This window comes from Clostridium sp. CTA-17, assembly GCF_054767895.1.
This window is the reverse complement of record NZ_BAAABF010000005.1, coordinates 117,122-142,346: the sequence shown is the minus strand read 5'-3', so window position 1 is coordinate 142,346 and position 25,225 is coordinate 117,122. Positions and strand designations below refer to the sequence as shown.

23 protein-coding genes are annotated in these 25,225 nt (G+C 27.4%); 3 read left to right on the top strand and 20 right to left on the bottom strand.

All coding sequences use genetic code 11. The annotated features are described in order from the left end of the window. Position 1: 1 nt before the first annotated feature. The 3 genes from ACYUCG_RS10285 to ACYUCG_RS10275 form a co-directional block, all read right to left on the bottom strand. Positions 2-1,456 (bottom strand): aminotransferase class I/II-fold pyridoxal phosphate-dependent enzyme, encoded by a 1,455-nt coding sequence (locus ACYUCG_RS10285; RefSeq protein WP_460268565.1) that lies wholly within the window; start codon positions 1,454-1,456, stop codon positions 2-4. Positions 1,457-1,473: 17 nt separating this feature from the next. Then, on the bottom strand, positions 1,474-2,289 hold the full coding sequence (gene speD, locus ACYUCG_RS10280) for an adenosylmethionine decarboxylase (RefSeq protein ID WP_060796698.1): 816 nt from the start codon (positions 2,287-2,289) through the stop codon (positions 1,474-1,476). Between the two features lie 312 nt (positions 2,290-2,601). Then, positions 2,602-4,152 carry a nitrite/sulfite reductase gene (locus ACYUCG_RS10275; protein ID WP_460268564.1) on the bottom strand — a complete coding sequence of 517 codons (1,551 nt, stop codon included), beginning with the start codon at positions 4,150-4,152 and terminating at the stop codon, positions 2,602-2,604. A 249-nt stretch (positions 4,153-4,401) separates the two neighbouring features. On the opposite strand from ACYUCG_RS10275, the gene ACYUCG_RS10270 reads away from it, so the two are divergent. Together ACYUCG_RS10270 and ACYUCG_RS10265 are read left to right on the top strand one after the other, a co-directional pair. Next, the gene (locus ACYUCG_RS10270) at positions 4,402-4,632 is read left to right on the top strand and encodes a hypothetical protein (protein ID WP_060796696.1); all 231 of its coding nucleotides are present in this window, start codon (positions 4,402-4,404) and stop codon (positions 4,630-4,632) included. 13 nt (positions 4,633-4,645) lie between these two features. Beyond that, complete coding sequence (locus ACYUCG_RS10265; RefSeq protein WP_060796695.1) at positions 4,646-4,861, top strand: hypothetical protein; 216 nt, start codon at positions 4,646-4,648, stop codon at positions 4,859-4,861. Between the two features lie 147 nt (positions 4,862-5,008). Here ACYUCG_RS10265 and ACYUCG_RS10260 read toward each other — a convergent pair whose 3' ends face one another. Both ACYUCG_RS10260 and ACYUCG_RS10255 read right to left on the bottom strand, forming a co-directional pair. Next, positions 5,009-6,400: a peptide MFS transporter gene (locus ACYUCG_RS10260; protein WP_060796694.1), complete on the bottom strand. Its 1,392-nt coding sequence runs from the start codon at positions 6,398-6,400 to the stop codon at positions 5,009-5,011. A gap of 404 nt (positions 6,401-6,804) precedes the next feature. After that, positions 6,805-7,938, bottom strand: coding sequence for an AI-2E family transporter (locus ACYUCG_RS10255; RefSeq protein ID WP_460268563.1), 1,134 nt, complete (start codon positions 7,936-7,938; stop codon positions 6,805-6,807). A gap of 254 nt (positions 7,939-8,192) precedes the next feature. On the opposite strand from ACYUCG_RS10255, the gene ACYUCG_RS10250 reads away from it, so the two are divergent. Continuing rightward, complete coding sequence (locus tag ACYUCG_RS10250; protein ID WP_003471180.1) at positions 8,193-8,645, top strand: MarR family winged helix-turn-helix transcriptional regulator; 453 nt, start codon at positions 8,193-8,195, stop codon at positions 8,643-8,645. Positions 8,646-8,759: 114 nt separating this feature from the next. Here the strand turns inward: ACYUCG_RS10250 and ACYUCG_RS10245 are convergent, their stop codons facing one another. The 15 genes from ACYUCG_RS10245 to ACYUCG_RS10175 all read right to left on the bottom strand — a co-directional run bounded on the left by ACYUCG_RS10245 (position 8,760) and on the right by ACYUCG_RS10175 (position 25,069). Next, entirely contained in the window at positions 8,760-9,440 is a 681-nt protein-coding gene (locus tag ACYUCG_RS10245) for a TrkA C-terminal domain-containing protein (RefSeq protein ID WP_460268562.1), read from the bottom strand. Between the two features lie 35 nt (positions 9,441-9,475). Continuing rightward, on the bottom strand, positions 9,476-9,664 hold the full coding sequence (locus tag ACYUCG_RS10240) for a hypothetical protein (RefSeq protein ID WP_060796691.1): 189 nt from the start codon (positions 9,662-9,664) through the stop codon (positions 9,476-9,478). Positions 9,665-9,672: 8 nt separating this feature from the next. Then, entirely contained in the window at positions 9,673-10,788 is a 1,116-nt protein-coding gene (locus tag ACYUCG_RS10235; RefSeq protein WP_460268561.1) for a 4-hydroxybutyrate dehydrogenase, read from the bottom strand. A 310-nt stretch (positions 10,789-11,098) separates the two neighbouring features. After that, positions 11,099-11,512 (bottom strand): hypothetical protein, encoded by a 414-nt coding sequence (locus tag ACYUCG_RS10230; RefSeq protein ID WP_060796689.1) that lies wholly within the window; start codon positions 11,510-11,512, stop codon positions 11,099-11,101. A 210-nt stretch (positions 11,513-11,722) separates the two neighbouring features. After that, entirely contained in the window at positions 11,723-12,364 is a 642-nt protein-coding gene (locus tag ACYUCG_RS10225) for a manganese efflux pump MntP (RefSeq protein WP_060796688.1), read from the bottom strand. Between the two features lie 525 nt (positions 12,365-12,889). Next, on the bottom strand, positions 12,890-13,030 hold the full coding sequence (locus ACYUCG_RS10220) for a hypothetical protein (protein WP_460268560.1): 141 nt from the start codon (positions 13,028-13,030) through the stop codon (positions 12,890-12,892). Between the two features lie 468 nt (positions 13,031-13,498). Then, on the bottom strand, positions 13,499-14,026 hold the full coding sequence (locus tag ACYUCG_RS10215) for a hypothetical protein (RefSeq protein WP_460268559.1): 528 nt from the start codon (positions 14,024-14,026) through the stop codon (positions 13,499-13,501). 169 nt (positions 14,027-14,195) lie between these two features. Then, the gene (locus ACYUCG_RS10210) at positions 14,196-14,375 is read right to left on the bottom strand and encodes a hypothetical protein (RefSeq protein ID WP_060796686.1); all 180 of its coding nucleotides are present in this window, start codon (positions 14,373-14,375) and stop codon (positions 14,196-14,198) included. Between the two features lie 80 nt (positions 14,376-14,455). Beyond that, positions 14,456-15,124, bottom strand: coding sequence for a response regulator (locus ACYUCG_RS10205; protein WP_460268558.1), 669 nt, complete (start codon positions 15,122-15,124; stop codon positions 14,456-14,458). Beyond that, positions 15,124-16,674, bottom strand: coding sequence for an ATP-binding protein (locus ACYUCG_RS10200; protein ID WP_240297671.1), 1,551 nt, complete (start codon positions 16,672-16,674; stop codon positions 15,124-15,126). Before ACYUCG_RS10200 ends, ACYUCG_RS10205 begins: the two co-directional genes overlap by 1 nt. Positions 16,675-16,969: 295 nt before the next feature. Further along, positions 16,970-17,968, bottom strand: coding sequence for a 2-hydroxyacid dehydrogenase (locus ACYUCG_RS10195; protein WP_003455390.1), 999 nt, complete (start codon positions 17,966-17,968; stop codon positions 16,970-16,972). Positions 17,969-18,271: 303 nt separating this feature from the next. After that, the gene (locus ACYUCG_RS10190) at positions 18,272-19,321 is read right to left on the bottom strand and encodes an AEC family transporter (RefSeq protein ID WP_460268557.1); all 1,050 of its coding nucleotides are present in this window, start codon (positions 19,319-19,321) and stop codon (positions 18,272-18,274) included. Between the two features lie 254 nt (positions 19,322-19,575). Further along, positions 19,576-20,457, bottom strand: coding sequence for a hypothetical protein (locus tag ACYUCG_RS10185; protein WP_283684299.1), 882 nt, complete (start codon positions 20,455-20,457; stop codon positions 19,576-19,578). Between the two features lie 465 nt (positions 20,458-20,922). After that, a complete protein-coding gene (locus tag ACYUCG_RS10180) occupies positions 20,923-22,779 on the bottom strand; it encodes an ABC transporter ATP-binding protein (protein ID WP_283684301.1) in 1,857 nt (618 codons plus the stop codon). Beyond that, entirely contained in the window at positions 22,772-25,069 is a 2,298-nt protein-coding gene (locus ACYUCG_RS10175) for an ABC transporter ATP-binding protein (RefSeq protein WP_460268556.1), read from the bottom strand. The genes ACYUCG_RS10180 and ACYUCG_RS10175 overlap by 8 nt, the downstream gene beginning before the upstream one ends. Positions 25,070-25,225 lie beyond the last annotated feature (156 nt).

The following is a 25,225-nucleotide window of genomic DNA, read 5'->3' as shown; positions in this document are numbered from 1 at the left end:
CCTAACAATCTAAAACATTTATATATTCAATTTCCATATCTTCAGGGCCTGTAACTAAACTTCCCTTTTTCTTAGAATACTCAATATAGTCTATAGTCTCCTTAGTTATAAGCTCTCCTGGGGCAAGTATTGGAATTCCTGGTGGATAACACATTACAAATTCTCCAGAAATTAATCCTTCACTTTCTCTTAAAAGAACCTTCTTCTTTTCAGCATAAAAAGCCTCTTTTGGCTTAACCTTAACTATAGGATCTATATATTCGTGGTCAAAAATATCTTTTTTATCTTTTTCATGAATTCTCTTAATCTCACTTAAAGCTGAAACTAATCTCTCAATGTTATATCTAGTATCTCCAACTGATATTATGGCAAGAATATTAGCCACATCTCCAAGCTCTATTTGAATTCCATAATCATCTCTTAATATGTCATAAACTTCTATTCCAGCAAGTCCAGTTTCTAAAGTGTTTATAGTAAGCTTAGTTACATCAAAATCATGAATATCATCACCATTATTTATTTCTTTTGAGAAAGCGTAATAACCACCTATCTTATTTATTTCTTCTCTTGCATATTCAGCTATTCCAACAACCTCTTCAAATATTTTTTCTCCATTTAAGGCTAAATTTCTTCTAGCAATATCTAAAGAAGATAAAAGTAAATAAGAACCACTAGTTGTTTGTGTTAAGTTTATTATTGTTCTCACATAATCTGGCTTAATTCTGTTACATTTCATAAGTAACATAGAACTCTGAGTTAATGATCCTCCTGTTTTATGTATGCTAACTGCTGCCATATCTGCCCCTGCCTCCATAGCTGATACTGGGAGTCTCTTATCAAAATAAAAATGAGTTCCATGAGCTTCATCAACTAAGACATACATATTATTTTCATGAGCTAACTTAACTATTTCTCTTAAATTAGAGCAAATTCCATAGTATGTAGGGTTATTAACAAAGATAGCCTTAGCATCTGGATTTTCCTTAATAGCTTTTTTTATATCTTCCATTGCCATTCCTAGAGAAATTCCAAGCCTACTATGAATTCCTGGATTTATATAAACAGGAGTTACCCCTGTTATTATTAAGGAATTTATAGCAGACCTATGCACATTCCTAGGCATTATAATCTTATCCCCGTCTTTACAAACACTCATTATCATGGCTTGTACAGCTGATGTAGTTCCATTAACCATGAAAAATGCCTTATCAGCACCAAAGGCCTCAGCAGCTAATTCTTCTGCATCCTTTATAACAGAAGTTGGATGACAAAGATTATCTAAGGGTTTCATTGAATTTACATCTACTGAAACACAATCTTCACCTAAAAATTCTCTTAATTCTGTATTTCCTCTTCCTTGTTTATGACCTGGTACATCAAAAGGAACAATTCTTTGATTCTTGTACCATTTTAATGCTTCATAAATAGGAGCATTTTCTTGAGAAAGTCTTTTCACAGAAATCCCTCCTTTTCTTAATAAATATTTACACCACCGTATATTTCAATCATCTCTTTTGATATTCTATCTCTTATTTCTCTTCTATCATTCGGAGATAATTCATATGGATCAGAGTTAAATAAATAATTATTTAAAGCTATATCCTTAAGCATCATTTTTGTATGGAATATATTAGATTGATAAACATTAACATCCATAGCATCGTATTTTTTTAGGGTTTCTCCATCTATATAATCTTGAATAGATTTTATATCATGGTCTATGTAACACTTTCTGCCATCAACATCTCTAGTAAATCCTCTAACTCTATAGTCAATAGTTATTACATCTGAATCAAAACTTCCAATTAAGTAATCTAGAGCATTTAATGGAGATATTTTTCCACAAGTAGATACATCTATATCCACTCTAAAAGAAATTATATCGTTATTTGGATGAAATTCTGGATAAGTGTGAACTGTAAGATGACTCTTATCTAAATGTCCAACTACACTATCCCTAAGCTCCAAATATGAAAGTTCTCCTTTATTACATGATGGGTCAATTAGTGCTACTGGTAATGCCTCTTCTGTTATAAGAACATTTACACTAGCTCCCTGAGGTTCATAATCTTGTTTTGAAATATTTAGGACATGAGCTCCTATCATTTCTGTAACATCACAGAGAATCTTTGTAAGACGTTCAGAATTATACTGCTCGTCTATATATTTTATGTAATCTTCCTTTTCTCTTTCTGTTTTTGCATAACAAATATCATAAATATTAAAACTTAATGTCTTAGTAAGATTATTAAAACCATAAAGGCATATTTTTTCTTTCAACCCTAACATCAATCCTTTCTTTAACCAACTCATTTTACTGCATAAATATAAATTTTGAATTTATTATATATCACCATTTTATTTTTTTCTATAGAAAATTGTTTCTAACCCTTATTTTAAGCTATCTTCAAATGGCATCGTTAATACTTTGGTAACAAAAACTAAGTAAAATACTTAGTATTACTAAACTTTAATTTTATTAAAATAAACTAAAAAGTATTTAAATATGCCAATTGAAAGTAATTTTAAGTAAAAATCAAAAAAATCCAAAAAAACTTATTTGTTAAGTTTTTTTGGATTTTGTAAATATTTTATTAATAACTATACAGTATATTCTTTAACTATAGCTTTGAATTCTTCACTATTCTCTTTAATCCACTCTTCAAAAGTTGAATTCTTAGCTTCTACAGCCTTTGCAACCTTAATTAAGAACTCTGGAACCTTATCTTGAAGTATATCTCCATAGTAATCACCTAAACGAGTTTCACCTATTCCTAATTTTCCACCAAAATGTAATTCAAATACATTTGATAAAACATCTCCAACTTTTTTCTTCTTACCAGCAAATCCTATATCTCCTATTTCATGCATACCACAAGAATTTGGACATCCTGAGAAACGAACTCTTGGTAATGTTCCTTCTTTAATTGAATTTTCTTTTAATAATTCTACAAATTCTCTTAAAGTTTTTTGACTTTCTAATACTCCCATTTGGCATATTGGTGTACCTATACAAGAAACACTTCTTTGAGCTAAAGTTTCTCCACCTTTACCTTGAGTAAATTCTAAGATAGCTTCAGCTTCTTTTCCATTTAAGTTTCTTACATACAGATTTTCATCCATACCTAATCTTACTTCTACTTCTTCTATTTTCTCTATTTTTTCTATTAATTCTTTTAATACATCTAAGCTTAATTGTCCTCCAACTGGATGGAATAAAACAGTATATAATCCTTCTTGTTTTTGAGGTATTAATCTTTCATGTTTTATATTAGTTTTTTCACCTTTTTTATTATATTTTATATCTTCAACCTTAAGGTCTAATCCACCTTTAGCTTTCACTTCTTCTAAATGTTTTCTAAAGCAGTTTTTAAACTCTTCTTCACCCATTCTCTCAACAATATATCTTATACGAGCTTTTCCGTGATTTTTATAATCTCCTTCAGCTACGAATAAATTAGTCATAGCTTCAAGACAATATAAAACGTCCTTCTCATCTATTAACTCATCAAATTCAACTGATTTCCTTGGATTTCTTCCTAATCCACCACCTATGTAAAGTTTAAAAGCTCTCTTACCATTATTGTTAACAGCTAAAAATCCTAAGTCTGTAACTGTACAATGAGCTGAATCCTCTTCTGTATTTGAAAATGCAGTTTTAATTTTTCTTGGTAAATTATAAGTATATATTTTACTCATATAATGTGCATTAGATGCTAGTGCATAAGGAGTTACGTCAAAAGTTTCTCCTATTTGAACTCCTGATAAAGGATTTAAAGCTACGTTTCTTGGGAAGTTTCCACCACCGCCTCTAGTGTATATTCCTTTAGTTAACCCTTCTTGCATTATGTCGCATACAGCATCTATTGATATTCCATGTAATTGTATTGCTTCACGAGTTGTTAAGTGTATTTTTTCTAAGTTATATTTTTCAGCCCAATTATATGCTTCCTTTAATAAGCTTAATCCAGCAACTCCTGATGGAACTCTTAATCTCACCATGAATTCTTTTCCTCCACGGTGTGCATAAGCTCCCATACCTCCTGATGCCTTTTTAAATTCACCAACAGTCATTTCTTTATTTAAAAACTTATGTCCTTTTTCTCTAAATTCTTCAATTTCTTTTGATAAGATCTCATTTAATGTATCCATTTTATATCACCTCATTAAAATTTTATGCCTCTAAATTCTATTAGTAAACAATTATTTCTTTATATATCATATAAGTAATTACTTATATGATAAAAATACTTTCAAATCAAATTTTTCTCAGAATTATTTTTTTTACTAAATTAAATTTTATACTTTTTATAAACAAAAACCTTTCTTTGTTTACAATATTTTAAAATTTATTTTTTTATTATATAATATATTTATAAAATTTATAAGGAGTTGAATTTTATGGGAGAGGAAAAAATAAAGAAAGAACTATTAGATCTCTATAGTAAATGGAGAGTTTCTGAAAAAAGCTTTTTTGAAAAATTAAAATTAAATCATGATTTTAAAAAGTTAGAAAAAGAGCAACAAAAACTGATAGCAAAAAAATTTTCTGACTTTGCCAAAATTGATACACCATTGACAGAAAAAGAAATACTTGAATTAGAAGAATATTATAATAATACATTTATTTAAGGAGATGTTTTTCATGAGCGATAATAAGTTAAAAGAAGATTTAGTAAAAGTTTATAAAGAGTGGAAAGACCTTGAAAAGAAAGCTGGTAAAAAAATAAAACGTCATCATGAACTAAAAAAAGAGGAACAAGAAGATGCTATTCAAAGATTTTCAGACTATGCTGGATTGCCAGTTCCTATAACTGAAGAAATGCTTTTATACTTAGATGAAGAATATTTTAGAGTTTAAAAAATACTTACCCTTAACTAAAATAAAATTTTTTTAAAATACAAAAAAGACACATTATTTTATTAATGTGTCTTTTCTTATATAAAACTTAAATATCCTAATTTAATTAATCAAATCTTCTTAAAGAGATTTAATTTTAATATCATTTTATTCCATCATAGCTGTAATCTTTTTGCTTAATAGTAATAGTACTAAACCTAATACTATACTTACTCCAGCTATTGAACCAAATAGTTCTAAAGCTCCTAGTTTTTCAACAAATGATGCTATGAATCCTGATAAGTAGTTTGCTACTCCGTTACTAGCAAGCCATACACCCATTAATAATGAAGCGTATTTAGCTGGTGCTAATGAACTTACCATTGAAAGTCCTATTGGTGATAAACAAAGTTCTCCCATTGTGTTAAATAAGTAAGTTCCTACTAACCAGAACATACTAGCTTTAACTGCTGGATTTTCAACATTTCCACCTAATGACATAGTTGCGAAAACCATTAATAAGAATCCACATCCTAAAACTATCATACCCATAGCCATTTTAGTTGGGATTGATAAATCCCCTCTTTTACTATTAGCAAGTGTAAACCATAATTTTGAGAATAACGGTGCTAATATTAGTATAAATAATGGGTTTATAGATTGGAAGAATGCTACTGGTACTGTCCATCCAAATAAACTTCTATTAGTTGCATTTTCAGCAAATAATGTTAAAGTAGTACCTGCTTGTTCAAATCCTGCCCAGAAGAATACAACGAATGATGCAAGTATTAATATAACTGCAACTCTCTTCTTCTCTTGCTTAGTTAAAGGTTTCTTTTCTTTTGCAACGTCTTTTTTATTTTTTTCTCTTTTTATTTCACCAACATGTGCTAAGTATTTTGGAGATAAAGTTATAAAGATAATTTCTCCTAAGATTATACCTATACCTGCTGCTAAGAATCCGTATCTAAATCCATAGTGAAGTATTACTTCTCCTGATTTTGTAGCAAAAAAGTTTTCTGCTAATAATCCACATATTATTGGTGCTATTAAAGATCCTAAGTTTATTCCCATGTAGAATATTGTGAAAGCTGAATCTTTTCTCTTGTCACCATCTTCATATAACTGACCAACTATTGTTGATATATTTGGTTTAAAGAAAGCATTTCCTACTATTATGAACCCTAATCCTAAGTATAAAGCCCATCTAGTTTGCCATCCAAATAAAGTTAAGTTACCTAAAATCATTACTGCTGCCCCAAGCATAATTGATTTTTTCTGTCCTAAAAACTTATCTGCTATTTCTCCACCAATTATTGGTGTAAAGTAAACTAAAAAAGTATAAGCTCCATATATTCTAGCGGCACTAGATACATCATATCCTAATCCACCAGTAACAAATGATGCTGTTAAATAAAGCATTAATAACGCTCTCATTCCATAGTAACTAAATCTTTCCCACATTTCTGTGAAGAATAAAAGGTATAGTCCTGCTGGATGCTTTAATCGTCCATTGCCTTTTTCTACCTCAAAATCAGTAGATTTAATTGCCTCTGCCATTTTATATTGATCCCCCTCTTTTAATTATGACCTCATTCAAATTATCAATTTATATGAATTTATCATTAAACTTATTATTTCGTTAACACATTTTTAATTATAAATACATTTTTACTTGTAATCAAACTTCTTCTTAACAAATTATTGCAAGTTTCTTAATAATTTAATCACATTTCCTCTTAAATACTCCATTTTTCTATGTGTATCATAACGACACATTTGTTCATTATAGAAAAACACATACTTAAAACTTCTATCTCTTATATAAACATTTTAATAAACTACTAAGTTTAATCATCTAATTTTATCACTTTATTAATTTACTCTTATTCTACCTCCTTAAAAAAATCAAAATAAAAAAGTAGCCTATTTATAATAAACTACTTTAAAATGAATATATTAAATTATCTTCTTTCAATTCCCTTTTCATTTATCTTCTTATTAGCTACTCTCTTTAAGATTTTAAATAATACACCAAAGATAGGAATTCCTATTAACATACCTATTATTCCAAATAGACTACCTCCAACTATCATAGCAAACATAACCCACAAGGCAGATAACCCTATAGAGTTTCCAACAACCTTTGGATATATTAAATTTCCTTCTAATTGCTGAAGCACTATTATAAATATAATAAACCAAAGAGCCTTAATAGGATCTATTATTAGTATTATAAAAGCTGATGGTATTGTACCTAAAAACGCTCCAAAAACAGGTATTAAAGCCGTTACCCCAATTACTACACTTATTAATAAAGCATATGGCATTTTTAAAATTATCATCCCTATAAAGCATAAAATCCCTATAACTATGGCCTCTGCACATTGACCTAATATAAACTTTGAAAACATTTCATTACACATATTACCTAGTTCTATAATCCTATCTGCCTTATTTTTATTAACAAAAGCATATATTATAAGTTTTAGTTGACTTATTAAGATTTCTTTACTTGCTAGCATATATATAGCTAAAATTAAGGCTAAAAAGAAATTTATTACTCCATAAGTTATTCCTAGGGTAAAGTCTAATAAATACCCTAAGGAGGTTCCTACTATTTGACTTGTTACCTTTAATATTTCTTTCCACATATTTAGTAACTCATTAATTATATTTTGCATCATAACTTGTGACTGTGAATTATTTATTGCATTTACCTCTAAAAACTTTTCAAATTGAGATAAGTATTCTGGAATACTATTCATTAAAGTTGAAATACTACTTAATAATTGAGGAATTACAAATAATATAAATAATGTTATAGCTAATATAAAGAAAAGAAATGTTAAAGTTATTGAAAAACTTCTTTTCATTCCTTTAAAGAACTTACCATTTCCTAAGTTTTTTTCTATTAATCTCACTGGAATATTAAGAATAAAAGCTATGGCTATCCCCCATATAAAAGGCTTTAGTATTCCTAAAAACTTACCAAGAAAGCTCATAATATCCTTTATATTTATAAAAAAGAATATTAAAAGTATTATGTATGTTGATAATAGAATATAATCTTTAATTTTATTATTTTTAAACTCCAATGTTTTTCCTCTCCTAAATAAATTTATAAAATATATTTTAGTAAATTTTTACTATTTTATCCTTATATTATTAACTTAATTAAAAAATATTAATCTTTTATACATTAAACTTTGCAAAATATTATTAAAAAAGTATATTTTCATATGTATAATGATTATATGCTTTAAATAAAAAATATATAGTTTACTTATAAACCAATTTAAGGTATAATTTATATAAAGTTTACAATTGAACTATTCAAGGAGGAAGGTTAATGGATTTAAAAGCTCTTAATCCTAATGGAAATGCTTTTTTAGTTTCTTTTACTAAAGCAAAAAAAACATATAAAAAATTTATTTCACCAACATTAAATGATTTGGGATTAACGCATAATGAATTTGAAATATTAGTTTTCTTACAAGAAAATTTAGAATATAATACTGCAAAGGATATAGTTGAATTTTCTGGTCTTTCTAAGGGATTAATTTCAAGATCTATAGAAAGTCTATTAAAAAAAGAAATGCTATCAATAAAAAAAGATGACAAAGACAAAAGAATATTTAGATTATACATATCTCCCTCTGCCAATGAAACACTTAATGTTTTAAACAAAGTAAGTAATAGATTTTTTAAGTTACTACTAGAAGATTTAAAAGATGAAGAACTTATATTTTTTGATGAAGTTTTAAATAAAATGATTAAAAATCTAAATAACTTAAAAATCTAATTAGGCTATAAATAATAAAAAAATGGGTTTGTATCTAAATATAAAAAATAAAACTTACAAACATACACTATTTGTAAGTTTTATAAAAAGTTATTTTGATACACGCCCATTTTATTATTTGACTTCATTTATATGCTTAAACATAGCTTTTATATTTTTTACATTACCATACACTGTTACCTTATCACAGACCTCAAAAGTATAGTCAGGAGTTGGGAAATTAACAAACTTATCCCCTTTATCTATATTTAAAACTTCTATTTCATTTGCTTTAAGATTACTATCTCTTATGCTCTTTCCAATAAGTGTTGCCTTGTTTGAAAGATATATTTCATAGACTCCAAAGCCTTTGGTATTAGTTATTAAAGTTAAATGCTTTGAATTAATCTTGTCCCAAATTTTAGATTGCACAATAAATTTCTCAATTTTATTTTCAAACTTTTCTAGCAAAGAACTTTTATGAAAAAACAAAACAAATATAATAAAAAGAACAATTACAGCTATTGATCCTACATCTATGACACTACTAGTTATTATATTAACTGCAAAAGATATAATAGTTGCTGTACTGGCATAACTAAATCCCATAAGCCAAATAGCAAGTTTTCTTCTAGTAGGATGTTGAACTATTATCTCACTTTCTTTTGTTGTAAAACCTGTTCCTGTTAAAAGAGATGTAACTTGAAATCTGGCTTTTTCTATTGGCACCCCTGTAAGTCTGAATAATACAGCAAAAAAATCTACTATAATTAAAAATATCATTAAAAATAAAATAAATGTAAGTACTAAAACCACAATTACCTCTCCTTCCCATTAACTATTTAAAATTACTATCTTATAATATTACAACATAGCAATTTTTCTTGTTGTTCATCATCCAATTTAATATATTGTTCTTTAATATTACTGGCGCTTTTATCTTTCTGCTCATATCCAGCTACTTTAAAAACAATACCTAAAAGTAATAAAATTACAAGCAAAACTTCTCCAGCAATTAAAATCATCCTAAAAAATTTCATAATGCCTCCTAATATAGATATTTATAAATTTCCTCCATATCTTTTATTTCCATAGATACATAATTATTTTTAAGTAATCTTTGTTGATTTTTCATTACACTTTGAGAAAACTTTTCAATTTCATCAATTGTCATACCATATTCTTTTAAATTCTTTCTTCTGATAAGATTATTTAATAAGTTTTCTAACTCTAAATAACAATCCTCTTCCTTTGAATTTATAATACCGCTTATTAATTTTGTTAATTCGCTAATTTTTCCATCACCATTATTTTTCTTGTAGAATTTTAATACTGCCATTAAAAATTGATAATTTGCTTCTCCATGAGGAACATGATATTTTCCTCCTAAAGGATAAGATAAGGCATGAACTGCACCAACTCCTGCATTTCCAAAGGCTATTCCTGCATAATTGCTTGCAATTAAAAATTTATCCATTATAGAATTTCTATATTCTTCACCTTTTTCTATTATCTCTTTATATCCACTTAAAATCATTTCAATTGCTTTAAAAGCAAATAAATCTGTATAAGGAGTAGAATTTGGAGATAAAAATCCTTCTATACTATGTATTAATGCATCAATTGAACTATAAACAAAAGCTTTATAAGGCATTGTTTTACAAAGTTCCGGAATTAAAACTCCCTTATCTGCATAAAGTTCATCTACTGCTAAACCTAACTTAGTATTTTCACTTTTTATTTCAACAATAGATATGTTTGTTACCTCACTACCAGTACCACAAGTTGTAGGAACTATAATAAGCTCCTTATCTCTTATTATAGGAAGTTCTCTTTTAAATAGTTTCTTTGTACTATCCACATCTTTTAATGCTAAAAGTTTACCTACATCTAAGATTGATCCCCCACCAATAGCTATAACTCTATTAAAGTCTATATTTTTTATATCTTTAAAAATTTCATCTATAATTTCATCATTAGGTTCATTGAAATTATATTTGTCCTTTAAGACATAATTACATTTTAAATCTAAAGATTTAAAACTTCCTTCATATATTCTTCTGTTTGTAAAAACTAAGTCTTTTTCATTTAAATTTAATTCTTTTGCAAATGCAGAAGAAGTATCAAAACCTAGTATTTCCGTATTTAAACTTAAAAGTTTCATTATAATCACCTACTAAATCACTAAAATATTTTAACTAATCGTCCTTATAAAAATTACATGAATTAAAACTTTCATTTAACTTTTAATTTTTATTCACAACAAATTAATAATTTTATTATACTAAACTTTTTATTTTTTCTACAACCAAAAGTATTTCCAATAAGTATTTCATAAATTCCTTTATTAAAAACACAATAAAAAAATCTATAAATGTTAGAAAAACAAATAACATTTATAGATTTTAATTATCTAATTCATATAAAACTTATTGTATAAAAATTAATTTAAAAGTTTATTGCACCATTTAAAATTAATCTACTTGTCTTAATAATCTCTTCATAACATCATTAACCTTAGCTATTCCAAGATCTTCATGAGCCATTACCATTATTAATTTTATATCATCGTAAGACATATCCCATTTATATGATCTTATATCTAATATAGCATCTTCTGGCATGTATTCAAATATCATTCCAGCAACCTCTTCTGCTAAATCTAAATAATCTTCAAATAACTCTTCATCATTTAAATCTTTAAGATCAGAATTCTCCTTCATAAGCCCTCTTAAGATATCCATATCTATGCTTAGTTTAAAAGCAATTATATCTTCTCTTTTTGAGCTCTTACATAAATCACTTACAACTCTAGCATCAGTATTAAGTTCTATTTCTTTTTTTATGTCCTCACTATCTAACACTCTGTTTCCAAATGCAACGTACATGTAAATTACCTCCTTAGTTGTTTATAACTCTAAACCATATTTAACACAAATATATTTAATTAAAATTATTATTCTAAAATCTACCTATATATTTATATCACTTGTTCATATATTATTACAAGTAATATTTTTTCTCTTGTTTAAAAAATAGTGATTTTAAGTTTCAACCTAAGATAAAGTTATATATGTATCCTTACCTTAATTATGATACTAAGAAAATAACTTTTCAATAATTCCTGTATGTTCTAATAATATATTTATGCCTATAAGAATTAATATAACTCCACCTACTATTTCAGCATAATTTTTGAATATATCTCCTAATTTCTCACCTATTATTACCCCTAAAAAACATAAAACAAAAGTTATAATACCAATTATTATTATAGTTTGAACTATAGAAATACCTAAGAATGCAAAACTAACCCCAACTGCTAAAGCATCAATACTAGTTGCAATAGCTAATACTGTAAGGTTTTTAGCACTTAACTCCTCTTTGCGTTTCATATTAGCAAATTCTCTCTCTTTATTTTTGCTAACTTCCATTGATACTGCAACCTCAGCTTTTTCTTCATCATCTTCTTTAAAAGCTTCAAAAATCATTTTTCCACCTATGAAACTTAATAATATAAATGCTATCCAATGATCAAAGGCTTTTATATAATCGGCGAAATATCTCCCAGCTCCCCATCCTATTAAAGGCATAAGTGCTTGAAATCCTCCAAAGAATAAAGCAACTTTTAATGCATCTTTAGCTTTTACTCTAGTAAGGGTTATTCCCTTAGCAACTGATACGGCAAAAGCATCCATAGCAAGGCCAAAACCAGTTAAAACAATAGATAAAATACTCATAATATATCCTCCTACTTATAAAAACTTTATAAAAAAAGACTTATATGCAGCAAAAAACTGCATATAAGTCTCGCTATTTAAGATTAAGCCAGACCAAAGCCCTTTGGTCAATTTGTTGACTTAATCACTCATTCAACTTGAGCTAACTACTCCCTCATATGGAAACAAAGTTTGTTAAACACTTTAAAACTTTATCATAAATATTTGCATAAATCAATGATATATTACTATTAAAATTTATTAACATAAATATGTTCTTTATATTTTACTCCAATTTAAGTAAATTTATTTCACTAATTTTATATTTATTTTTATATTATATATTAAAATATCCATAACAAACTTTTATGAAAATTATAATTTCAATTAGTGTAGTATTGATTTTTTTATATGAAAAGTTAAATTAACTAACTCTTAAATTTTCATTGCTTATTAAAAAAATAAGGATAGAGATTAATTTACTATTTAATAAATTTATCTCTATCCTTACATAACATACTTTGACTTTTAGGTTTATGAACTTAATTATTTACCACAACATTTTTCATGACATTTAACTTTATTAGCCATTTTTTTTTCTTCTTTTCTTACTTCGGCCATTTTTTCTTTTTCTATTTTCATTGTATGTTCTGCATCACAATGACTTATTCTATGATGTTTTGACATATAAAATCCCTCCTTATTTTTTATTGCATAGGTAAATCTTTTATATTAAAGACATTGGATTTAGGTTATCCTCATCCTTATTAACATGTTACTCCGAAGCTAGGTCTTTGTAAAAATTAATAAAGACTCATTTATTATGATTTAAAGTTGAAATTTCTTATTTTACCTAATACTCAATATATTTTCTATATATTAAGCCATATCCTGTACTATTTTCAAAAACTCTCTAAAATAAGAACAATTCTAATAAAATACATAATATTTTATTAGAATTATTATCTTTAAAGCATAAAAAAATTAAGAAATTTATAGTGGAAAACTATAAACCTCTTAATTATCTACATTTTTACCATAGTTTTATTTTAGATAGCTGTTTGCTTTATAGCCATTAAGTCATACTTAAAGTTTTATCTAAAATCAATGCTAATATATCCTATTCTTATTTTAAAATATTAAAGGTCAAATAAATTAAATAGCATTCTTATTTACAGTTATTATAGTTTCTTCTCCAACTTCTGAAAGCTTATATTGGTATCCATCTTTTTCCCATGAATAAACTTTAGAATCACCATTTTCTTTATCCTTGCTAACCTTTGGTTCACCTAATACCTTCTTTATATTTTCTAATATATTTTCAGGCCCTATACCTTTAAAGTGAACACTTACTGCACTTACGTTTTTTGAGTCATCAAGTTCTAGTATTAAGTTTGCATTGTAATTAAACATTCTTATAGAATAACTTGAAGACACAATAACTTTCTTTCCTTCAACCTCTTCTATTTTTTCACTTCCAGTTCCATTCTTTTCTGAAACTTCATTATAAGATTTTCCTACATAAGTTCTTAACTCATTAAAATCAGATTGACTTTCAACACTTTCTTGAACTTTTGAATTATTATTTGCATTGGTTTTATTATTGGAACTAACACATCCAACTAGTGATGTAACTAATAAAGAGGTTGTTAAAATACTAGCAACAATCTTTTTTCTATTCATCCTTTTTTCTCCCCCACCTATTTTTCATGTGTTTTTAATATGCAAATGTATATGATTTGCATCTTCATCTAATTATAATATAGTTTTCCTTAAAAAAAATTACAAAACTTATTTTTAGTCTCCTTTTAAATTAAAAATCTACTCTAAACAAAAGAATTTTTCAAATATTTTATTTATTAAATTTAAATGGAGTTCCTATATATATCCAACTGTTCTCATAAAAAAATGTAAACCATAAGAAATTAAGAAAGAAAATATACCATAAAGCATTTCCTCCTGTAAATCCCTTGAGTCCAATTAGTGAAAGCAATCCTAAAAATCCTAAATATCTATGCTTGTTATATTCCACACTATCCCCTCCTAATAAGTATTTATAATATAATTATACTATACAAATTAGGAAATATTTTCTATGAAAATCTTTATTTATTAGCCTAGAGTGTATTTATATTCAGGTCTCCCAACATTCCCACTAGTTAAGGTTACATTTACTTTTTTAACATCCTCTAAATAATCCATATATTTTTTTATTGTTACATTGCTTATTTTTAATTCATAAGCTATTTCTCTTAGTGTCCAAACCTTCCCTTGATTTTCTTTTAAAAACTCCATTATTCTATCTAAAGTTTTTTGATTTAATCCCTTAGGTAATTCAATCTTTTCCTCTAAAGATTTTGAAATAACATCTATATCCTGCTGACTTAAAGCCTCTCTCTTATTTAAAAGATTATTTTTTTGCTTATACTTATTTACAGCCTCCTCAAACCTTTCAAATTCAAAGGGCTTAACTAAGTAATCAGTTACCCCATAAGCAAAGGCTCTCTTCACCTCTTCAACACTATTTGCAGCAGTTATCATTATTACATCAGTTAAATACTTCTTGTATCTTAAACTTTTTAATATATCAATACCATTTTTCTTAGGAAGATATACATCTAAAAGAATTAAATCAATATTTTCTTTATCTAATACCCTTATTATTTCTTCCTCAGTTTGTACTGGTCCTAATATATTTTTAAACCCCATATTTTCTAAAAATCTTTTATTAATAAGAGCCACCATTGGATCATCTTCTACTATAAGTATCTTCTTTTCCATTACTTTTCTCCTTTTAAAATAGTTATAATAAATATTTTCTCTTCATTGAATTCCTCAATATCAATACAACCATCATAAAGCTCAACTCTATTCTTAACTAATGATAATCCTGTTCCTCTTCCTTCTCCCTTTGAGGAAACTCCTAATTCAAATATTCTTTCCTTTATATTATTATCTATAGGTTTTCCATTATCCCTAACTTGCAATTCTATCTTTTCATCATCTTCATATAAAGTAACCTCAACTTCCTTGTTATCACTACTTGAACATACACAAGAATCAAAGGCATTTTCTATTAAGTTACCTAAAATAGTTACAATATCATAGGAATCAACATAATTATGATTTCCAAATAAAAATGATTCCTCTGTTAAGACAAAGTTTACTCCTCTTTCTTTAGCAACTAACTCTCTACTTAGAAGTAATCCTCTCACGTAATAATCCTCTACATTTGAAAATTTTAAAGAGTTATTTTCATGGATCTTTTGAGTTTTTAATATGTATTTTCTAGCTTCTTCATATTCACCTAATTGAATTAATCCTAAAATTACATGTAGATTATTTCTAAATTCATGGACATTAGCTCTTAGATTCTTAACAACCTCGTCAACTCCAGTTATCTCTTTTGCAATTTTTCTAATATCATTTCTATCCATTAAAGTTATTACAGAACCTAAATATTCACCCTTCTTCATAATAGGTTGTATAGTCACAAATACTTTCTTCCCCTGCACTATAATTTCTTTCATTTCTACAGGTTTATTTTCTTCTATATAAGGTAATAATTTTTTCAACACCTTATACTTTGAAAATCCATCTATAAGCTTATAGCAATTATCATTTATCTCTGTTATTTCATTGTTTTTATTTAAAGCAATAATACCTTCGCTTACTGTATTTAATATTATCTTTTTTTCTTTATATAAGGCAGCAATTTCTTCTGGTTCCATTCCCAAAATTGCCTTTTTAACCTTTCTAGCAAAAAGTTTAGATATTAATATAGTAATTAAAAAAACTAAAATAAAAAGTCCCATATATTTTATTAAAGTCTTATGGGTTAAAAGTTGAATCTCATTATAATATTTACCTACCATAATAAAACCAACTTGTTTTCCATTGTACATTACAGGTTGAAACCACCTTAAGGTTTCTCCCATAGAGCCCTTCATCAAAGAATAATAACTACTTCCTTGTGTTAAAACCTCTTTCTTATCCTCATTAACAAATACCTGTCCTATTTGCTTCTCATCTAAATGAGAATACTTAACCCCTCTCATATCAGCAACAACAATAATATCAACATCATTTATGGCTTCAATAAAATGTTTGGTATATTCTTGGATTCTTGAGTTTATTTCTCCATTATTAAGATCTTCCTGAATAAAAGGAATCTGACTTATACTAAAAGCAGTCTCTTTTAAGGTATTTCTTACATCTTCATCCATATATGAAAGCTTATCTTCTATGAATAAAGTAAAAGATAATGCTAGTGGAATGAAAGTTATAAGTATAGCCCATAATAATATTTTATTTTCAAATTTTACTTTCATATTTTTCACCACCGTGAAGGAATTATATCATATTGTAAGGATTACTCCAATTCTATTTTTAATTTTTCACTAATCTTTTTTCTAAACTCATATTTTTAACTTTTTTAATTTTTAAATATATTTTAGATTTAAATTAAACTTAGGAAATCTCATAAAAAAAGAGTATATCATAATTTATAGCTCTAGAAAATATAGATTATATTTTCTTAAGAACATAATTATTGATATACTTCTTTTGTTAGTAAACTTATTTAATTTTAACCTTAATTAAAGCAATTTAAAGATACTCTATTTATTATGCTATTGCATTTTTACAAGTATTTCCCTCTAAATACTCCTTTAAGTTTTCATATGATATTCCTATCATATTTCTTAAAGCCTCATCTGTATATGAACCCATATGAGGAGTTACTAAAGCTCTTGGGTATAAGCTTATTAATTTTTCATATGACTCATTTTCTAACTTTTGTCCCTCTAAGTTTTTGAAGAATACTGCTGATTCACCTTCTAAAACGTCAGCTCCAAATCCGCCTAATCTTCCTTCTTCAAGAGCTTTTACTATAGCTTCTATATCTTGTAATTCTCCTCTTGCAGTGTTGATTATAATAGCATCATTTTTCATTTTTGATATGAATTCTTCATTTATCATGTGGTAATTTTGCCCTTTTATATATGGCATATGTACTGATATTACATCAGAAACTTTTAAAACTTCATCTAAAGGCATAAATTCAACTATTTCCTTAGCAGCATCACTTTGGAATACATCGTATGCTACAACCTTAGCTCCTAATCCTTTAAATAATTTAGCAGTTGTTAATCCGATTCTACCTGCTCCTAATATTCCAACTGTACAGTTTCTTATTTCTTTACTAAACATAAATCCATCTACTACAAAGTTTTTATTGCTTGTTCTATTAGTAGTGTATGCTGTATGTCTTAAAAGCATCATAGCTAAACTTACAGCTAATTCTCCTATAGCATTTGGTGAGTAACCTGGTACTCTAGCAACTTGTAATCCTAAATCCTTAGCAGCTTCTAAATCAACATGGTCAAATCCAACAGTTCTAGTTAAAACATATTTAAGACCCTTACTCTTTAATAGTTCTAAGTTTTGTCTATCAGCCATACAATTTCCTCTTACCATTATAGCCTCAGCCCCTATAGCTTCCTCTACATTTTCATGGTTTAAGTTTTTTTCAACTAAAGTTAAATCATATCCGAACTCTTCATTTAACTTATGGAAGTATGGTACCTCTGTTTCTCTAACTCCATAACATACTAATTTTATCATACGAAAAACCTCCTCTTTTCCCCATCTTTTCTTCTTTATTTTAAAAGTTAAATAAATTTTTCATATTATATATAGTTCAATGATTATTGAATTTCGTGAAGAATTTCTATTACTTCTTCCATATATTCAGCTAAAGCTTCGAAACTCGCTTCGCTTCAAACAATCTCAGCTTTTTAACGCTGAATATATTCCAGAAATAATGAAATTCTAATCACTCATTCAAATATCATCTCACTCATATCTAATATGAAAAATATGTTTTTAGTTTTAAAAAAGTTTGTTAGTTTTTAAATTCTTATATTATTAAGCAAATAATCCTATGTTTTTGATTATTTGTAATATTACTATCCAGAATGGCATTGCTACTACGGCAACCACTGTTGATAGTAATGAACAATTTGATGTTAATAAAGCTTCCTTATCAAAACTTATTGCGTAAGCTGCAGCAACTGTAGCAGTTGGAGTAGCTAACATGATAACTGTAGTAGCCATTCCTTCGAATGAAACTGGTAATATACCTGTTTTATTTAATACTACTAATAATCCTAAGTTTATAACTGGAACTAAGATTATTTTTATTAAACTATATACCCAAGGTTCTTTTTTTCCTACTGCTTGTTTAAATGGTACTTCTGCTAAAGTAATACCTATAGCTAACCATGCAAGTGGTGAACATAATTTATCTAAGTATGTAAGTGGTTTATATAGCCAAGGTAATGTTTGGTCTATTCTTAAGAATGCATAACTCTTATCACCTATTTGAACTTGTGGTAACATACCTTGGAATAACCATATAAATAATCCTAAGAATGTAGCTATAATTACTGGGTTTAATAACATCTCTTTTAAATTTTTCTTTAAGTTTTCTTTGTCCATTTTTACACCTGACATTTTAATGTATCCATATGAATATAAGAAAACTCTATATGCTATGTTAAATATTGATGAGTACATAGCTCCAACTGAGCCATAAACTGCTTTAACTATTGGAACTCCAAAGAAAGTTGTTGATCCAAATATAGTAAGTACTCTAAATACGTCTTGCTTGTCCCCTTTAACTCTTGCAAAGATAAACTTTGTTAATACAATTAATAATATGTAAATTACAAATCCCCATATTAGAATATTAATACCTTCATGTAATTCTTTTTGATTAATATCTTTCATGAATGAAGTAAATGCTAATGCTGGAATTGCAACTGTTAATACAACCTTAGTTAATATTTTAGATGCAGCCCCTGTTAATATATTTCTTTTTCTAATATAAAATCCTAAGAATATAATTGCTATTGATGAAAATATTGCACCTATGATTGCATTATCAGTAAGTGTTTTTTGAATGATTTCTAACATTACTAACCTTCCTCCTATTTTGTGTTTTTTTTAACATTTAAAGTTATGTTGATTTTTGTCGAAATTTCTTCTCACAAGAATTATTGTACAAGCCTTGCCCTTTTCAAACAATTTATTTAAGTTTTTAAATAATTATTTAAGTTATTTAAGTTAAATATTTAACAAAATCAAAATTTATTAAAAGCTAAAAAAAGTCCTCAAAACAGCTTTATAAGCTATCTTAAGAACTTTCAACTATAAAATTATTATTCTTTTTATTTAGAAAGAAGTATGTATCTTACTTCATCATAAAAAAAATCCTTTGTTAATTGTTTAATTATCAACTTAGAATCTAAGGATATGTATTCTTTTAAAGCATCCTCTATAAGAGCTATTTCATTTAAATTTATTCCTTCTTTGCTCATTAATATTAATTTAAATAAATTATCTCTCTGTATTTTAGAAAACTCCCCTAAAATCCTCATAATTACCTCTCCTGAAAAATCCTCCCCCTTAACCTTTCCAAGAGTTAATTTAGAGTTAGCTATTTTTTTTCTATATTCAGACCATTTATCTCCTAAATCATCCTTTAATAATAGGAAATCTATTAAAATATGAATAAACTCATTTAAATTAACATCATAATTATTTAAGACTAAAGAGCACTCTCTAAATCTTGAATCTATATTAGTAACTTTATTAAATATAATCTCTTCATTAAATATGATTAATATCTTGTCCCAATTTATATCCTTTGAAAATTCACCTAATTTATTCATAAATGAAGTTATAAACAATTGATCCTTATTAGCTTTTTTATTAAATAAATCAAAAAAAATTATTTTAATCTCTTCATTTTCACCATTTTTATTTAAATCAAATATATCCTTAAACCTATTTGTATCATTTAAATAAGCTTCATTGAATTCTTTGCTTCCTAATGAATAAAAATTAATTACAGAACCTCTTTTACTTAGATAAATCCTATTAAACTTCTCTTCACTAAATCCATTTTTATATTTTTTTCTATTACAAATTTCTTTATAATCTAAAACCTTTTTATTTAAAGAATATTCCTCACAATTTAAAACCCTAAAAAGCCCCTCTTCTCTATGACTTAAGATTTTATCACCAACATATAAAAACCTAAACTTCATAAAAAAACCTCACAAAATTCACTTTTAATACCTTATTTTCATTAAAATTATTTAATAAAATCCAAGCAATAAAAGCTATTAATAATTATTTTCTCAGTTAAATATAATTATATCACATTAGATTCTTTGCATTCTCTAGTAAATTAAATTATATCTATGAAACTAAATATTTAAAAAGTTATCTTAAAATAAATTTCTTTAAATTAAATAGCTTGCATTAAAGTAACTTATTTTCAATTAAGTAAGCTACTTTAAAATAAAAAAATGTAGCTGATACAAATTTAAAATTCTAAAAATTTATATCAGCTACATTATTCATATATTTTATTTATACTATTTTTAAGAAAAAATACTTTTTAACACTATTTAACCTAAATAATTTATTACATACTTCTATAAAACTCTAATTTAAAATAACTTATTCTAAAGTCTCATAATCTTAAATTTTAAAGTTTATATTTCATTTTATGAAGCACTACTTTGTTCAAATTGGCTATTGTAAAGGCTTGAATAGAATCCACCTTTTTCTAGAAGCTCTTCATGGTTTCCTTGTTCAACTATATCTCCATCTTTCATAACAAGGATTAGGTCTGCATCACGTATAGTAGAAAGTCTGTGAGCTATAATAAAGCTTGTTCTTCCTTCCATAAGTTTCTCCATGGCTTTTTGTATTAAAAGCTCTGTACGAGTATCAACTGAACTTGTAGCCTCATCAAGTATTAATAGCTTAGGATCTTTTAAGAAAGCTCTAGCAATTGTTAAAAGCTGCTTTTGTCCTTGTGATATATTACTTGCTTCTTCATTTAAAACCATATTATATCCATCTGGTAAAGTTTTTACGAAATGATCAACATGGGCAGCCTTAGCAGCTTCTTTAACTTCAGCATCAGTTGCATCTAGTCTTCCATAACGTAAATTCTCCATTATAGTTCCATTAAATAGCCATGTATCTTGAAGAACCATACCAAATAAGTTACGTAAATCAGCACGCTTAAAGTCTCTTATATCATGACCATCAATCTTAATGCTTCCACTATTTATATCGTAGAATCTCATTAATAATTTAACTATTGTAGTTTTACCTGCTCCTGTAGGTCCAACAATAGCCACCTTTTGCCCTGGTTTAACATCTACTGAGAAATCATTTATTATTATCTTATCTGGGTTATATCCAAAATGAACATCCTCAAATTCAACTTCTCCTCTTATTTCTGAAGGATCTACTGAATTAAATGGATCTTTTACCTCATCCTTTTCATCTAAGAATTCAAATACTCTCTCAGCAGCCGCTGCTGTTGATTGCATTATATTTGCAACCTGAGCCATCTGAGCTATTGGTTGATTAAATGAACGTACATATTGGATAAATGCTTGTATATCACCAACAGTTATAACACTTTTAATTGTTAACCATCCACCAAGTATTGAAACTAAAACATATCCTAAGTTTCCTACAAAAGACATGATTGGCATCATCATACCTGATAAGAATTGAGATTTCCAAGCTGATTTATATAAAGTATTGTTTAATTCATCAAAGTCTTTAGTTGACGCTTCTTCTCTATTGAAGGCTTTCATTATATTGTGTCCACCATAAACCTCTTCTACTTGACCATTAAGATGACCTAAGTATTCTTGTTGAGATTTAAAGTATTTTTGAGACTTCTTAACAACTAAAGATATAAGAACCATTGAAACTGGAAGTATTATAAATGTTGCTAAAGTCATAATCCAACTTATTGAGAACATCATTATTAATACCCCAATTAAAGTAACTACTGAAGTTATTATTTGTGATAAACTTTGATTTAAAGTTTGGTTCACTGTATCAACGTCATTTGTAATTCTTGATAAAACCTCTCCATTTGTTCTTGTATCAAAATAATTAAGAGGTAAAGTATCCATTTTTTCTGATATTTGCTTTCTTAAGTTATAAGAAACCTTTTGAGCAACTCCTGACATTATAAAAGATTGTATAATCCCAAATAATGAACTTACTAAGTATAAAGCTACTAAAATCATTGCTATATTGCCAATATATCCAAAATCTATAGAAGCATCTGGTACCCCTGATATCTTTTGAACTAAACCTTCAAATATTTTTGTAGTAGCTTTACCTAAAATCTTAGGTCCAACTATTGAGAAGGCTGCACTTCCTATAGCAAATAATATTACAATAGCTATAGATAAACTATAGGGTTTTAAATAAACCCCAAGCTTTTTCATTGTTCCTTTAAAATCTTTTGCTTTTTCAACGGCTCTTGGGCCTCCGCCCATTCTACCCATTGGGCCACCCATTCCGCCTTTTCTTTCTTTACTCATTACTTAGCTCCTCCTTTGAAAGTTGAGATAAAGCTATTTGCTTATAAACCTCACAATTTTCTAGAAGTTCTTTATGAGTTCCCTTACCAACAATCTTACCTTCATCAAGTACGATTATTTGATTAGCTCCCATAATTGTGCTTATTCTTTGTGCAACTATAAGCATTGTGCTATGTGATGTTTTCTCATTAAGGGCTTTTCTAACAGCTGCATCTGTTTTAAAGTCAAGAGCTGAGAAACTATCATCAAAAATATATACATCAGGATTTTTTACTAAAGCTCTAGCAATTGAAAGTCTTTGTTTTTGTCCACCAGATACGTTAGTACCACCTTGTGAAATTTCCTCTGCATATTTTAAGGCTTTAGTATTTATAAATTCAGAAGCCTGAGCAATATTTGCAGCCTCTTCTAATTCTTCTAATAGTGCATCTTCATTACCATATTTTAAGTTACTTTCTATAGTACCTGAGAATAATATTCCTTTTTGAGGAACATATCCTATTTTCTCTCTTAAATCATGTTGTGAAACTTTTCTTATATCTGTTCCATCAACTAAGATTTCACCTTCTGTAACATCATAGAAACGTGGTATTAAATTAACTAAAGTAGATTTACCACTACCAGTTCCTCCAATGAAGGCAGTTGTTTCACCAGGCTTTGCAGTAAATGAAATATCTTTTAAAACATATTCCTCTGCACCAGGATATTTAAATGAAACATTTTTAAATTCAACATATCCTTTTTTATTTTTATTAAACTCATCATTCTTTTCAGGATCTTTTATGCTTTCTTTAGTTTCTAAAACCTCAGCTATACGTTGACCTGAAACTGATGCTCTTGGAAGCATTACTGATACCATAGATATCATTAAGAATGCCATTATGATTTGCATTGTGTATTGAATAAATGCCATCATATCCCCAACTTGCATAACTCCATCATTTACATTGTGAGCACCAACCCATACTATAAGAATAGTTATAAGGTTCATTATAAGCATCATAAGTGGCATCATTCCACCCATTATTCTACTAACAAAAAGATTTGTTCTAGTAAGATCTTTATTTACACCATCAAACTTATTCTCTTGATATTTTTCTGTATTAAAGGCACGAATTACTAACATTCCTGTAAGTGATTCACGAGCTACTAAGTTAAGTTTATCAACAAGTTTTTGAACTAACTTGAATTTTGGAATAGCAAGTCCAAATAAAACTATTACTAAAGAAAGTATAGCGGCTAAGGCTACAGCTATTATCCATGACATTCCAGTATCTGTTTTTACAACTCTAAAAATACCTCCTAATCCTAAAATAGGTGCATAGAAAACTATTCTAAGAAGCATAACCATAAGAGTTTGTATTTGTTGAATATCATTTGTACTACGAGTTATAAGTGAAGCTGTTGAAAACTTATCAAATTCCGCATTTGAAAATCTAACAACTTTACCAAAAACTTTACTACGAAGATTTCTTCCAAATCCAGCTGCCACTCTTGCGGCTATTAATGTTACTGATACTGCCGCAATCATACTTCCAAAGGCTAAAAGAACCATTATTCCTCCGGTCTTCAGTATGTATTGACTTTGTATCTTCTCTATATTCATACCTAAATCAGTATATTGAGCTTTAATAAAAGTAGCTGCTGTTTGAGTAACTATACTCTCTGGCATCTTTTCAAATTTCTCATTAATTTGCTTAAGCATATCATTCTTTTGCGCCTCTGGCATATTCTTAATCATAAAGAATGGATCTGTATTAGCAGGAATTCCTTGTGTTCTTCCTTCTTTAGGAGTATTGGCTTCCATATTAGCCTTGGAATTATCAGAAGCTCCTGTAAGATTTGAATTTCCCATTACTCCTTGTAGGCCTTTTTCTTCAATTCCACCTACAACTATCATTGCCTTACCCATAATAGGATTTAATTCATTAATTATCTCTTTATCCTGGGTATTTAATTTATAAATATTCTCTTTCTCTAAGGCTGGATAATCTTTTACATATCCATCATAATCACTTTGAGAAAGGTTACCTTTATCTAACAACGTATAATTGCTTTCTACTTTTTCTTTTTCATCTTTGCTCATAAAAAGTGTCAGTTTATCAAACTCTGATTTACTAATTACTTTTGGAACAGCATTTTCTATACCACCTTGCTGAATTCCTACATTGACTATGTTTGACATGTAATCTGGTAAAGATAAATCAAACATTGCCTGAGCAAAAAGAAGTACTATAACAGCTAAAATTGATGCCGTAAATGGTTTTAAGTATTTAATTAGCTTTGACATTTATTTCCCTCTTTTCTTTTTTAATTTATAATGTTTTAAATTTGTATTGCTTTGAAATTAAGTTAGTCCTAAAAATATATTTAAAAATCAATACTCACTAAAACAAAACTTTTCAAATCTATCCCTTTATAAATAGTTATATTTTAATATTAATTA

What these genes read in the sequence shown, in the direction of transcription:
- speD (WP_060796698.1), bottom strand. Translation starts at nt 2,289, where the DNA reads ATGTTAGGGTTGAAAGAAAAAATATGCCTTTATGGTTTTAATAATCTT.
- ACYUCG_RS10275 (WP_460268564.1), bottom strand. Translation starts at nt 4,152, where the DNA reads ATGGATACATTAAATGAGATCTTATCAAAAGAAATTGAAGAATTTAGA.
- ACYUCG_RS10270 (WP_060796696.1), top strand. Translation starts at nt 4,402, where the DNA reads ATGGGAGAGGAAAAAATAAAGAAAGAACTATTAGATCTCTATAGTAAA.
- ACYUCG_RS10265 (WP_060796695.1), top strand. Translation starts at nt 4,646, where the DNA reads ATGAGCGATAATAAGTTAAAAGAAGATTTAGTAAAAGTTTATAAAGAG.
- ACYUCG_RS10260 (WP_060796694.1), bottom strand. Translation starts at nt 6,400, where the DNA reads ATGGCAGAGGCAATTAAATCTACTGATTTTGAGGTAGAAAAAGGCAAT.
- ACYUCG_RS10250 (WP_003471180.1), top strand. Translation starts at nt 8,193, where the DNA reads ATGGATTTAAAAGCTCTTAATCCTAATGGAAATGCTTTTTTAGTTTCT.
- ACYUCG_RS10240 (WP_060796691.1), bottom strand. Translation starts at nt 9,664, where the DNA reads ATGAAATTTTTTAGGATGATTTTAATTGCTGGAGAAGTTTTGCTTGTA.
- ACYUCG_RS10235 (WP_460268561.1), bottom strand. Translation starts at nt 10,788, where the DNA reads ATGAAACTTTTAAGTTTAAATACGGAAATACTAGGTTTTGATACTTCT.
- ACYUCG_RS10230 (WP_060796689.1), bottom strand. Translation starts at nt 11,512, where the DNA reads ATGTACGTTGCATTTGGAAACAGAGTGTTAGATAGTGAGGACATAAAA.
- ACYUCG_RS10225 (WP_060796688.1), bottom strand. Translation starts at nt 12,364, where the DNA reads ATGAGTATTTTATCTATTGTTTTAACTGGTTTTGGCCTTGCTATGGAT.
- ACYUCG_RS10220 (WP_460268560.1), bottom strand. Translation starts at nt 13,030, where the DNA reads ATGTCAAAACATCATAGAATAAGTCATTGTGATGCAGAACATACAATG.
- ACYUCG_RS10215 (WP_460268559.1), bottom strand. Translation starts at nt 14,026, where the DNA reads ATGAATAGAAAAAAGATTGTTGCTAGTATTTTAACAACCTCTTTATTA.
- ACYUCG_RS10205 (WP_460268558.1), bottom strand. Translation starts at nt 15,124, where the DNA reads ATGGAAAAGAAGATACTTATAGTAGAAGATGATCCAATGGTGGCTCTT.
- ACYUCG_RS10200 (WP_240297671.1), bottom strand. Translation starts at nt 16,674, where the DNA reads ATGAAAGTAAAATTTGAAAATAAAATATTATTATGGGCTATACTTATA.
- ACYUCG_RS10195 (WP_003455390.1), bottom strand. Translation starts at nt 17,968, where the DNA reads ATGATAAAATTAGTATGTTATGGAGTTAGAGAAACAGAGGTACCATAC.
- ACYUCG_RS10190 (WP_460268557.1), bottom strand. Translation starts at nt 19,321, where the DNA reads ATGTTAGAAATCATTCAAAAAACACTTACTGATAATGCAATCATAGGT.
- ACYUCG_RS10185 (WP_283684299.1), bottom strand. Translation starts at nt 20,457, where the DNA reads ATGAAGTTTAGGTTTTTATATGTTGGTGATAAAATCTTAAGTCATAGA.
- ACYUCG_RS10180 (WP_283684301.1), bottom strand. Translation starts at nt 22,779, where the DNA reads ATGAGTAAAGAAAGAAAAGGCGGAATGGGTGGCCCAATGGGTAGAATG.
- ACYUCG_RS10175 (WP_460268556.1), bottom strand. Translation starts at nt 25,069, where the DNA reads ATGTCAAAGCTAATTAAATACTTAAAACCATTTACGGCATCAATTTTA.